This is a genomic window from Perlabentimonas gracilis (genome assembly GCF_011174675.1).
Taxonomy (GTDB): Bacteria; Bacteroidota; Bacteroidia; order Bacteroidales; family Tenuifilaceae; genus Perlabentimonas; species Perlabentimonas gracilis.
Window position 1 is genome coordinate 42918 of record NZ_JAANIG010000004.1, and the last position, 12622, is coordinate 55539.

11 protein-coding genes are annotated in these 12622 nt (G+C 44.1%); 6 read left to right on the plus strand and 5 right to left on the minus strand.

The window, feature by feature from the left end:
- The first annotated feature begins 141 nt into the window (after nucleotides 1-141).
- The 6 genes from G8O23_RS02930 to G8O23_RS02955 all read left to right on the plus strand — a co-directional run bounded on the left by G8O23_RS02930 (nucleotide 142) and on the right by G8O23_RS02955 (nucleotide 7198).
- Nucleotides 142-849 carry a hypothetical protein gene (locus tag G8O23_RS02930; protein ID WP_166361578.1) on the plus strand — a complete coding sequence of 236 codons (708 nt, stop codon included), beginning with the start codon at nucleotides 142-144 and terminating at the stop codon, nucleotides 847-849.
- A 100-nt stretch (nucleotides 850-949) separates the two neighbouring features.
- On the plus strand, nucleotides 950-1627 hold the full coding sequence (locus tag G8O23_RS02935) for a succinate dehydrogenase cytochrome b subunit (RefSeq protein WP_166361580.1): 678 nt from the start codon (nucleotides 950-952) through the stop codon (nucleotides 1625-1627).
- A gap of 36 nt (nucleotides 1628-1663) precedes the next feature.
- Nucleotides 1664-3583, plus strand: a complete 1920-nt coding sequence (locus tag G8O23_RS02940) for a fumarate reductase/succinate dehydrogenase flavoprotein subunit (protein ID WP_166361582.1) — start codon at nucleotides 1664-1666, stop codon at nucleotides 3581-3583.
- Nucleotides 3584-3612: 29 nt separating this feature from the next.
- Nucleotides 3613-4356 carry a succinate dehydrogenase/fumarate reductase iron-sulfur subunit gene (locus G8O23_RS02945; RefSeq protein WP_166361584.1) on the plus strand — a complete coding sequence of 248 codons (744 nt, stop codon included), beginning with the start codon at nucleotides 3613-3615 and terminating at the stop codon, nucleotides 4354-4356.
- Between the two features lie 129 nt (nucleotides 4357-4485).
- Nucleotides 4486-5727: a tetratricopeptide repeat protein gene (locus tag G8O23_RS02950; protein WP_166361586.1), complete on the plus strand. Its 1242-nt coding sequence runs from the start codon at nucleotides 4486-4488 to the stop codon at nucleotides 5725-5727.
- 241 nt (nucleotides 5728-5968) lie between these two features.
- Nucleotides 5969-7198, plus strand: a complete 1230-nt coding sequence (locus tag G8O23_RS02955) for an L-lactate MFS transporter (RefSeq protein ID WP_166361588.1) — start codon at nucleotides 5969-5971, stop codon at nucleotides 7196-7198.
- Between the two features lie 137 nt (nucleotides 7199-7335).
- On the opposite strand, the gene G8O23_RS02960 is transcribed toward G8O23_RS02955, so the two are convergent.
- The 5 genes from G8O23_RS02960 to G8O23_RS02980 all read right to left on the minus strand — a co-directional run bounded on the left by G8O23_RS02960 (nucleotide 7336) and on the right by G8O23_RS02980 (nucleotide 12462).
- Entirely contained in the window at nucleotides 7336-7638 is a 303-nt protein-coding gene (locus tag G8O23_RS02960) for a hypothetical protein (protein WP_166361590.1), read from the minus strand.
- A gap of 95 nt (nucleotides 7639-7733) precedes the next feature.
- On the minus strand, nucleotides 7734-9731 hold the full coding sequence (locus G8O23_RS02965) for a TonB-dependent receptor (RefSeq protein ID WP_166361592.1): 1998 nt from the start codon (nucleotides 9729-9731) through the stop codon (nucleotides 7734-7736).
- A gap of 22 nt (nucleotides 9732-9753) precedes the next feature.
- The gene (locus tag G8O23_RS02970) at nucleotides 9754-10638 is read right to left on the minus strand and encodes a DUF4249 domain-containing protein (protein ID WP_166361594.1); all 885 of its coding nucleotides are present in this window, start codon (nucleotides 10636-10638) and stop codon (nucleotides 9754-9756) included.
- Nucleotides 10639-10647: 9 nt separating this feature from the next.
- Nucleotides 10648-11115 carry a hypothetical protein gene (locus G8O23_RS02975; RefSeq protein WP_166361596.1) on the minus strand — a complete coding sequence of 156 codons (468 nt, stop codon included), beginning with the start codon at nucleotides 11113-11115 and terminating at the stop codon, nucleotides 10648-10650.
- Nucleotides 11116-11430: 315 nt separating this feature from the next.
- A complete protein-coding gene (locus G8O23_RS02980; protein ID WP_166361598.1) occupies nucleotides 11431-12462 on the minus strand; it encodes a hypothetical protein in 1032 nt (343 codons plus the stop codon).
- Between the last annotated feature and the right edge of the window lie 160 nt (nucleotides 12463-12622).

Genomic DNA, 12622 nt, shown 5'->3' on the forward strand with positions numbered 1-12622 from the left:
ACATTACGAAAGGGTTACTCGGCAAATGAGCTGAGTAACCCTTTTGGTTTAATGCGATAAGGTAATTCAATTATGCATAGCAAATGGTTGAATTGTAACCTCGTATTTTGTATATTTGGTAAAAACCCTAACCCCAATACCATGGAAGCTATTAGACTTACAGAACGTTACGGGGGTGTTATCAAGGAAGAACCCTTGTCATGCATTAGCAACGATTTAATCCTAAAAAACACCTGCGTTATCGAAGCCGTGTCGCCATACTTTGGATATTACAATGAGGTAAAGAGTAACTCTCAGCCCAAAATGGTATACTTTATCCTCGATGGCTACTTCTCGCTGGAGGTTCTTACGCGAGCCACCATTAAAGTTCAGCAAAAGGTAAAGTTCCCCATCGATGCTGTTACAGGAACCATTACAATGAACAACCAAACATGTTACGTTATTCGTTTTCTAAATCTTGATAACTACAGCCACATCCAGATGATTCAGCAATACTATATAGATGAGGGGCTATCATTCAAAAAGAAAACGATGTCTTTTTCGGAACAGATGGGACTTATTAAGCTAAGATGCTTTTTCAACCTTAAGCCAATGGGTGAGGGCATCTATTTAGATGAAGAAAAAACTAACATTGGCTACTTCGAGATTCCGCATAATATCCCATGGGAAGACTTTAAAAAGCTGACCACCGAGGTTAAATTCGACACCGATCTACTATACTTTGATGCCTCACGGGCATACCTTTTCGAACGTTGTAGCATCATTGATTTGGTGAAGATTTATAGAGAGAATCTTTCGCCCGATAGGCTAATGGCTATCCGCGATCGATACCTAAAACTTATAGGATAAACAGCTGAGTGCTCAAAAACATATAAATTTTACGCTCAAAAGCCCCATTTTAAAAGCAAATCGGCGTACCTTAATTCGCAAAATTTTAAAACAATACTCTATGAATGGTATCTTCAGCTCCTCTGTTGGTAAGAAACTAATTATGAGCATTTCGGGACTATTCCTAATGCTCTTTTTATTGGTTCATCTTGGCACAAACCTCTTGCTGTTGGTAGGCGAAGGTGAGCTCTACAACAAGGCCGCCCACACCCTTGCCACCACTCCCCTGCTAAAAGGGGTTGAACTACTGCTAGCGTTTGGCTTTATTTTCCACATAATATATGGAACCGTTCTAACGCTAAAAAACAGAAAAGCCAGACCCGTACCCTACGCTAAAAGCGCATCGAACGATGTAACTACATGGTCGTCGCGCAATATGTATATTCTTGGGTTTACCATCCTGGCCTTCTTGGTTCTCCATATGGTTAACTTTTTCATTAAGCTTCGCTTTGGAACGGTAGCTGAGGTTTCCTACGATGGAGGAATAACCCATATTCACGACTCGTACAAGCTAGTGTCGGAGTTTTTCATTAGCTACTGGTGGTACAACGTAATTTACATCGTATCGGCCATATTTCTGGGCTTACACCTTAGCCATGGGTTTTGGAGTGCGTTCCAAACAGTTGGCCTCAACAATAGCAAATGGCTTAAACGCATCGAGGTTGTTTCGTATATCTACGCTGTGATAATTGCCACAGGATTTACCATTATACCCATCTACTTCTGGTTTATCCACTAGGAATAATTAGTTTGATAATATTGAAATTACTAGAATATGACAATGCTCAACGCAAAAATTCCCGATGGCCCATTGGCCGACAAGTGGACCAAGCATAAAAACTCGCTCCGTCTAGTAAACCCAGCCAACAAAAAGAAACTCGACATTATTGTGGTTGGAACAGGGCTGGCAGGATCGGGTGCTGCATCAACCCTAGCCGAGTTGGGTTACAACGTTAAGGTGTTCTGCTATCAGGATACCCCTCGCCGTGCCCACTCCGTGGCTGCACAGGGAGGTATTAATGCAGCCAAGAACTACAAAAACGATGGTGACAGCGTGTACCGCCTATTTTACGATATGATAAAGGGAGGCGACTACCGTGCCCGCGAGGCCAACGTTTACCGCGCTGCTGAGGTGAGCAATCTGGTGATTGATCACTACACCGCACTAGGCGTTCCATTTGCCCGCGACTATGGTGGACTGCTCGACAACCGGTCGTTTGGAGGCGTGCAGGTTAGCCGCACCTTTTATGCCAAGGGTCAAACTGGCCAGCAGTGTATCCTGGGAGGATATAGCGCCTTGGTTAGACAAATGCAGACGGGCAAGGTTACCATGTACTCCCGCCGCGAGATGCTCGACCTGGTTGTTATAGATGGTAAGGCTCGGGGGATTGTTGTGCGCAACCTAATAACCGGCGAAATTGAGCGCCACTCAGCGCACGCTGTGGTATTGGCTACTGGTGGTTACGGCACAATTTACTACCTATCCACGCTAGCGGTAAACTCAAACGGATCGGCAGCATGGAAAGCACATAAACGCGGAGCGCTATTTGCTAACCCCAGCTTTATACAAATACACCCCACTTCTATCCCTGTGCTAAACGATTACCAGTGTAAGCTAACACTTATGAGCGAATCGCTTAGGAATGATGGCAGGGTTTGGGTGCCAAAAGCTAAAGGCGATAAGCGTAAGGGCAACGACATACCAGAAGAGGAGCGCGATTACTACCTTGAGCGCCGATACCCTGCCTTTGGGAACCTTGTTCCCCGCGATGTAGCTTCAAGGGCAGCCAAGGAGCGTTGCGATGCAGGTTATGGAGTAGGTGAGTCTGGCCTATCGGTATTCCTCGATTTCCGCGATGCCATTCAGAAGCAGGGGAAAAAAGCCATTGAGGATAAGTACGGCAATCTCTTCGAGATGTACGAGAAGATTACAGGCGAATCGCCCTACGAAAGGCCTATGCGCATATATCCTGCTGGGCACTACACCATGGGAGGACTTTGGGTCGATTACAACCTAATGACCACCATCCCGGGCCTTTTCGCCATCGGCGAGTCGAACTTTAGCGACCATGGCGCCAACCGCCTTGGAGCAAGCTCGCTTATGCAGTGTGCTGGCGATGGATATTTTATCCTCCCCTACACCATTACAGACTATCTGGCCGATGAGATAAAAACCCCGCGAATACAAACCGACCTACCCGAATTTGAGGATGCCGAGAAAAATGCCAAGGAGAGGATCTCTAAACTAATGGGGGTAAACGGAAAGCAAACAGTAACCTCATTCCATAAGCGGCTAGGCAAAATAATGTGGGATTACTGCGGGATGTACCGCAACGAGCAAGGACTATCAAAGGCTCTTGGGCTTATTGATGAGCTGGAGAGGGAATTCTGGGCCGATGTGAAAATCCCAGGGAAACCGGAGGAGTTGAATCAGGAGTTAGAAAAAGCAGGCCGTGTGGCCGACTACTTTGAGCTAGCCAAGCTCCTATGCCACGATGCCCTTAACCGAAAGGAAAGCTGCGGAGCCCACTTCCGCGAGGAGAGCCAAACCGAGTCGGGCGAGGCCCAACGTAACGACGCCAGCTTCTCATACGTTGCCGCATGGGAGTACAAAGGACCAAAAAGCGAACCGGTTATGCATAAGGAAGAGCTGAACTACGAGTTTGTTAAGGTTCAGGAGCGAAGCTACAAATAACCCATTAAGAAACTTAACACGATATAAGCATGAAAGTTAAGCTAAAAATATGGCGTCAGAAGGATGCCAAGGCAAAAGGAAAATTCGAAACCTACTCCCTCGATAATGTATCGGTTGAGATGTCTTTTCTTGAGATGCTCGACTACCTCAACAGCCAGCTAATAACCGAAGGCAAGGAACCTGTGGCATATGAGCATGACTGCCGCGAGGGTATTTGTGGTTGTTGCGGGCTATATATCAATGGGCGTCCCCATGGGTTACTAAGCAAAACCACCACCTGCGAGCTGTACATGCGCGAGTTTAGGGATGGCGAAACCATTACCATTGAGCCGTGGCGTGCAGCATCATTCCCAGTGATCAAGGATTTGATGGTGGAGCGAAATGCATTCGATAAGATCATGCAGGCCGGAGGGTTTATATCGGTAAATGCAGGTCAGGCACAGGACGCAAATGCAATTCCCGTATCGAAAGTAAATGCCGACGAGGCCTTTGACGCAGCATCATGCATTGGATGCGGCGCCTGTGTAGCTGCCTGCAAAAACTCATCGGCCATGCTGTTCATTGCGGCCAAGGTATCGCAGCTATCGCTCTTCCCCCAGGGCAAAATTGAGGCCAAGGAGAGGGTTAAAAAGATGGTGGATAAAATGGATGAGCTGGGATTTGGCAGCTGCACCAACACCCGGGCCTGCGAGGCCGAATGCCCCAAGGGCATCTCAATATCGCATATTGCTAGGCTCAACAGGGAATTCATTACAGCCAAAATTAGCGATTAGAGCAATTGGGACTTCATTACAGTAAGGCTATTCTTCTGGGGTAGCCTTTTGTTTTTTTTGATTTTACCTCACATCATAATGTAATACCCAAAAATATTTAACTTTGTGCTAGAACAAACCCATCGATTTATGAAAAAAGCAGCCATTGCATTCTTTATTCTTCTTGTTGTTGCCGGCGCAACCTTCGTCACCCTTAGGCCCCAGCTGGCCAAAAAGGCATACTATAGCGGACGCGAGCTCGCCGACTCGGCTCAATTCGAGCAGGCCATTGAGCAGTACAACAAGGCCATAAGGTACAAGAGCAGTATTGCCAACTACTACTTTGCCCGAGGCGAAGCCTACCTGGCTCTCGACCTTGACTCTATTGCCATAACCGATTTCAATAAGGCCATAGAGCTAAACCCTGGCCATTTCGACTACTTTTTACAAAGAGGGATATCAAAGCGTAAGCTCAGGACGCTCGATGATGCAATGCAGGACATAAACCGAGCCATTGAGATGAACGACAGTAGCGCTGCCGCCTACTATCAACGGGGACTACTTTTTGCTGCTCAAAACAACTACGATGCCGCCATCAAGGACTACAACCGTAGTATAGAGCTGGACGGATCGAACCTTGAAGCTTTTTACAGCCGAGGCGAAACAAGGGCGAACCTCGACGACTTTATGGGGGCCATAGCCGACTACGACAAGATGATTGAGGGCGCCGACGCACCTGCCGATGCCTATAAGCAGCGTGGAATTTTCAAACTTAAAATACAGGATTTTGAAGGCGCCGAGAGTGACCTCACCCTAGCCGCCGAGCATGATGCAACCGATAAGGAGACGCTTTATCAACTTGGCCAGGCTAAACACAACCTCAACAAGGTTGATGAGTCCATCGATATATTTAACCGCGTACTTAAGCTCGACCCCAACTACGATCTTGCCTACGGGGCAAGGGGTGGTGCACATCTTAAGAAGAACAATTTCCGCCAAGCCGTTTCCGATTTTACAAAGGCCGTTGAACTCAACCCTACCTACAAGAGAGCATACTACGGAAGAGGCATAGCCAAAGCAATGCAGCAGGATTACAAGGGCTCCATTACCGATTTCACTAAGGTTATTGAGCTTGATAAGGAGTTTGCCCAGGCCTACTACAACAGAGCCGTATCAAAGGCAATTCTTGGGCAGCACCAAGAAGCGCTTCCCGATTACGACTACATTATTAGTCGCGATAGCAGAAATGCCGAGGCATTCTACAACAGGGGTATATCACGGATGAATGTTAGGGATACCGAAGGTGCCTGCAACGACTTTAGGCGCGCCGTAGAGCTAAACTACCAACCTGCCGAACCCATGCTTAAGATGTACTGCCGTTCGCAGCAGTAATCTCTGCAAACATATTGCTAAAGAAAGTGCGGTTTGAATCGCGCTTTTTTTATGCTTGCGAGGTTACTTTAAATTAGGCCCTTACGGGAAACATGAAGTGGCATATTGATCCTGCTTTCTTGAATAAGAAAATCTACAATTATTTAAATGTGAAGTTTAGGTTCAATTCAAAACAATTGTAAAAACTATATTTGTGGCTTTTTCTAAGAATTAAACTACACACAAACAATAACTAATAAACATGAAAAAACCTTTCTTTGTTTCGAGATGGAGCATTCCTGTTGCAGGATTTTTGTTTACGCTAATGGTTGGGACAGCCTATGCGTGGGGTTCGTTCATTAACCCTATGGTTGAACGATTTGGATGGACAAAAACAGAGGCTAATATACCCTTTCTTGTTTTTATTTTTTTGTCGGCAGTTATGACAATTCCTGCTGGAAGATTGCAGGATAGAATTGGGCCCAGAAAAACAGGAATTTTGGCTGCTGTACTATTTCTAATATCGTATACCCTTGCATCTTTTGTTGGAAAATTTCCACACACATGGTACCTGGTTCTAACCTATGGTTTAATTGGAGGAACTGCAGGAGGAATCGGGTATGCCTGTGCTATACCACCTGCAAGAAAATGGTTTCCCGATTTCCCAGGGTTTGCAATGGCTATCTCCGTTACAGGCATGGGTTTATCTGCGGTTATCTGGGCACCCTTAAAAGCAAAAATTCTTATCCCTGAATATGGAATTGAACAAACCTTCCTTATAATTGCAATTATTACCACAACAATCTCACTGTTTGCGTCGTGGCTAACAAGAAATCCACCCACAGGATGGAAACCAAATAATTGGAGCTCCGACACTTGCACAAAAAAATCAACGCATATTGTGGGCGAGTTCACTTCAAGAGAAATGCTTAGAAGCCCCAAATTCTGGTATATCTGGACAATTTTTACGCTAATCCTTTTTGGCGGCTTTGTATGTCTTACTTTAATTATTCCCTACGGCACGGAGGTGGTAAAACTTGAACCGGTGAATGCTGCCTTTGCCCTATCTATCTTTGCTTTTTTTAATGGTTTTGGACGACCATTAGCAGGGTTATTGGGGGATAAATTTGGGGCACTACAAGTTCTAATTGTTACATATGTTCTACAAACTCTAACGTTCTTCTTGTTTCCTGGCTTTGCAACCAGTCAAGCCGTACTGTATGTCTTTTCCGGATTTTTAGGATGGGGCTTTGCAGCATCCATGGCGTTATTCCCTAGTATAACCGCTACAAATTTTGGCACCAAGAACCTTGGGATGAACTACGGAATAGTATATACAGCCTTTGGTACCGGGGCAATTGCTTCAATTCTGGGATCATGGCTCTATGATTCGACAGGTAGCTATAGCCCAGCATTTATTATAGGAGGCACCCTTGCGGGAATAGGGCTGGTTTTAGGAATAATGCTTAAGAAAAAGTACGGAGTTAGATAATATCCCCAAAACACTGCTACTCAACCGTTCGACCAGATTGAATTTGCGGAGATATTAGGCTCTATATAGAAATACAGACGGGCTGACTCCTTGCCTAGCAAGGAGTCAGCCCGTCTGTAAGTTAGCACTAATGCAATTTAGTGGTAAAATAGTCTCCTATACCATGGACTCTTTTCCCTTGGCTCTAAATCGAGCCGTTCCTTTCTATCGAAAAATATTTTGTAGGAAAAGGATGGTATAATAGGGAAGTAACTCTTTTGATAAAGCCCTAACTCTTGGCTTTGGCTATCTGACATGGCAGACTTTTCGAGGTAAAAATACACGTAAGGGTTTTGGCGGTTATAGGCGTTGTATATTGAGAAAGTCCACTGAGATTTATTGCCATTACGCGTATGAGTATTATACTGCAAACCAAGATCGAGACGGTGGTAATTACGCATACGTGCACTGTTACGCTCTCCGTAAAGTAAAACTTCATATGCATCGAGGTCATTGGGAGAGGAACTTCTTATGTAAGGGGCATTGTGCCTACCTATTACTGGGGTAAACGGCAACCCTGTTTGGTAAACCCAGCTGGCTGTAAGTAACGTTTTTTAGTGAGTTTACGGCTTATGCTAATTGTTGCCGAATGAGGCCTATCGTACTCAAAAAGATACTCAACACCATTATTTATCTCGCTAAACTGGCGCGTTGTACGCGACCATGTGTAGCCAATAAAGCCCAACCAGTTGCCGTAGTTTTTCCTAACCAGCACCTCTGCCCCAATGGCTTTTCCTATTCCTCCGGTTACCACTTTGTTACGCCAAAACCCATCGCCCATGAGGTTGGTGTATCCCTCGCGATAGTTTGCAAGGTTGCTAAGGGTTTTGTGGTAAAAGCTAGTTTCAGCATCAAACATTCCGTTAGCAAAGTTCACCTTCCACCCCACAGCTAGCTGAGAGGTACTAGCATTTGGAATATCGGCACCCGATGGCAACCACACCTCGTTGCTATTCACTTCGCCCGATGTAAAGAGCAGATGCGAATACTGAGAAGCCTGCATATAGCTAAAATTGAGCTTGTTGTTTGGGTTCAGTCTAACGTCGAGGTTAAGCCGGGGCTCAAGCCCAATATGCGAGAAACCTTTGTTAGCAAAAACCACGCCTCGCAATCCTGCCTGTACCTCGAAAACTTTTAGAAACCTAATTTGATTCTCAAGATATAAAGCCGATTCGGTTGAGGTTATTGTAGGCTCGCCAAACATCTCGGTTTGCGCTGAGCTAACCATATTGTTTGGGCTATGCAAGAGCAGTGTTGCTTGCGCACCAGCATGCAAAGTCCAATTGGGTAGCAACTCGTATTGCCAACCCGATTTGAACGACATATCCTGTACCGATGAGCGATACTCCATTCCCTGAGAAATAGTATCGGTTAGAGATGAAATTGAGAATTGATTATTCTCACCTAGCCTATAACGAACGTAGGAAAGACTTTGGTTAGAGTATAGCTTTGGGGAGTGCACCCTGTTCCAATGAGCCGACACCATCCAGTTTCCCCAAACATTCTTCATATTAGAAAACTGCTGATACTGAGAACTGGTGTAAGTGTTCTTAACATTCAAATAATCGTCGCCATGATAAATGTTTAGGCTAAAAGAGTTCTTGCTATTTGGTCGCCAGGTAAACTTGCCGTTGATATCATGAAAACCATAGTAAAACTTATATTTACCATTATCAATAAGGCTAGTTGCCAAAAGCATAAGCGGATCGGTAAGGGTTTTTCGGCCGGTAACAATAAATGTTGAGTTGGCAATTGGAGTAGGCCCCTCAATGCTTGCCGATATGTCGGTAAGCCCTAGGCTAAGCGTGCCCTTGGTATAGGTTGGGTTTCCTTCTCGCTGCGATATATCCATTATGGCAGAGAGTTTGCCACCGTACTTAGCTGGGAAGCCACCTTTGTAGACATCAATACTATTAATCATATCGGGATTAAAAACCGACATAAACCCGCCAAAGTGGTTCACGTATATTAGGGCAACGTTATCGAGCAGATATAGGTTCTCGCCGGGATTTCCGCCCCTAACCAACACCAAACTCGACCCCTCGCTTTGTGTCTGTATTCCGGGCAGCAGCTGAATAGCTTTCATCACATCGGGTTTCGCCCCCAAGGAGGGAACCGACTGAAGCTCGAGCTGGCTAAGAGTAGCCACATTAAAAGGTGGACGCCGAGTATGGCTTATCACCACCTCATCAATCTGATTACCGGGGCATAACAAAACCTCAATAAGCGTATCGTTTGTAAAATTTACTTTAAACTTTTTGGCCGTATAACCAACGTATGAAATTGTAATAGTGCCCCTACCCATTGGGGTAATGCTAAAGTAGCCTTTGGCATTGGCAATAGCGGCTCGGCTAGTACCATCCTCAACTACATGTGCACCAACTAGCACCTCGCGCGATAGGCTATCGCGGACAAATCCAGATATCCGCACCTGCGAATACAAACTACCGCTAGATATCAGTAGCGCAGCAATTAGGAGTTTTATGTAACGCATTCTTTATAAAATAAGCAATTAATTACAACAGGGTTTTGGCTACATTCATTTGTGGAGTAATGGTATCGGAAACCGCCTTGGAGTATCCGGCAAAAATGCCGTAACCGCCCTTTACGTTTGAGTAGAGCGGAATTGAAGGTAAAGCACCCGTAAAAAAGTCGGGATATAGCGCATCGCCATAAAGCGAGAGCTGCTTTTGATAGCTATAGTAATGCTTGCATACCGAGCGTAGCTCAACAACAATCGGAGTATAGTCTTCTATTTGGAGGTTAATACGCATGGTGTAGGTATCGGTTGGCACAAACTTGGTGTTAAAGAGGGTCAAATCAAGCCCCTCGCTAAGGAGTACGGGATCGTCAATATTGGCAGGGGTAACGCGCCTTTCACTATCGCTCCATACAACAACCTCAAGGTAACTTGCATCGTGCTTACTAAAAGTAACCTCCACTGCATTTTGCAAATCGCCCCAGTAGTTAAACCAAGCGTTCTTAATAAACTTAACTTTCTCTATGGGTGCAGCCAAGGGAACAATGGTTGTCGCCGAAACCAGCTCGTAGCCCGGGACGCTGACCTCGCATTTATACTCATTTCCCTGCTGCGCCTCGGAGGATGAGGTGTATAAACCGTTGCTGGTATGCTCTAGGGTCTCGAGGAGATGACCATTTTCATACAAATGCACCAGGGCATTGGTTACATCGGTTAGCTGCGCTGAGTCGATACTACCCGACAACGAAATATGCACCCACACCGGTTTTCCTGCTTCAACTATTCCACTGATAGTTGGTTTGGGAGTGTGGCTGGGAAATTCCCAATCTACCTCTTTGTCGCATGAGGGCATGGCAACAATCAGCAACAAACTGGCAAACATACCGGTTAGTATATATTGTAAAGGTTTTTTGGTACTCATAAAAGTATATTAAAACTTAACAGTTATACCGTACCTGAGGCAAGACTCTAGCTTACGGCTTCTAATCCAATTATTAAACCCAAGCTCTGCAAATAAGCCCCAGTATCGGGTAAGATAAAAACTAGCGCATCCGTATAGGCCATAATCAATGCCATGCCCTCTGAAAACACTACCCTCTGGCGCCACCAGACTTAGCCCACCAAATTTTGCAGTTAAATAGAGATCGAACCGAGGTTCTTCATTTTTGGCTATAAAGGGTAATAAGTGTAAATTAGCAGTAATACCGTATGAGTATGCATCGGAGTATATATAGTCAGCATCCCATGTGGTATTGTCAGCGGGGTCAAATCCCTCCTGATATTGAACATTACCAAACCGGCTATACCCAACATATGCACCAAGTTCTACAAATCTAGATACACCTTGGTTAGCCTCTAACCTAAAATTCCCTAGCGTTAGCCTTTTAAGCGAATTCATATAATCAGGTTTGGTACTGTGACCTAGTTTTATGTTTGTCCGTTTGTAAAGGTAACTTTCTTGAGCTTGGGAGAAGCTTAAGACAAAAAGTAAACTAAAAAGAGATACTATTCTCATATGAATTATATTGCTATTTGTAAAAAGGATTAAACATTTAGACCATATCTTGCAGAAAAAAATTCTATTAACTGCCATGGGCAGTTGCCCATGGCAGTTAATGATTAAAATTTATTAAAGATCTATCAAAACATAAAAATATAAACTAAGAACTTAATTGATAATTGTTTATTTTCTAATGTCAATATAACATTCTAACTAAAGAAGTAGATGTGGGTTAAGGGATCTCGTAGCCTCAACTCCTTTATGGTTCTTCCCCCACATATAATATGCATCTACTGTCTGATCAGGAATAAATGAACCATAACCAACTCTACCTCCTTTAATTATTTGCTCGTGAATCCGACAGTAGTCTTTGGGGAAATCCCAATAATGGTACTCGGGGACACCATTGTATAACGCCCTAACTTTAAATTTTCCGCTAATGCTAACTTTTGCATAACTCCACCAAAGTTTTTTTTCGTATCCTCTTACTTTAACAATATTATAACGGTATGTAACTGGTACTGAACTGTTGCTATCCATAGGGTCAGCAAGTTCTGTTCTATGCTGATAATCTAAGCTAATTGTTGTCTTTACAGCGTCACGACCAATTTCTTCCCACTTTGTAGCGAAAAATGTACCAGGACCATAAATGTTTTTAACTGAAATATCATAATTATTTTTTGAATCATTTTGTTTAGAACTCATACACGCTTCAACTTCTTTTAATGTTTGAGCGTTTTTAAGAATTTCTTTGTTCTGCACACTTATTGAAGCAACACCTTCCTCAAACACCTTATAAGCAGTCCCCCCAATAGCGTACATCATATCTCTGTTTAACAAATATCGATTCGAATGTTTTTCTAAGGCTACCTCAAGAACATAATCGCCAGACTCCATTTTCTCAAGTTTCAGGAATCTGTTGTTATTATTTACAAATTCCATCAGTCCCTCTATAGTCGTAAAGTCTTTTTGCTTAACATTTTCATACATTTCATCACACATTCTCCCAAACGACTTAAACCCTTGTTGTTCTTCCCACAATCTCAGTTCGTCCTCATCAAGGGTAAGTACTTTATTAAGCGCAGATGAATACTCCTCGTAATCCTTTAAAACCAACATCTCTTTTTCATCCATTTGAGCATCGGGAACCAATCCCTCATCCTTGCTACATCCGCTAAATACTGTTAAAACTGCTGTAACTAGCGTAATTATTGCTACACTTGTAAAACTTTTAATTCTACTCATCGTAATAGTTTTTAATTCGACTTTAATTAGTTGAGTTGGCCTCACCTCCCAGAGTGATTTAGTAGTTGTTCTATGGGGGTGGGGCATTTTTTTGCCAGCTTTTGGGCTGCTGCTGGCCTCCCTCCTTACTTGTTTTAAGGGCTAAGGTAATCCCCTGCAC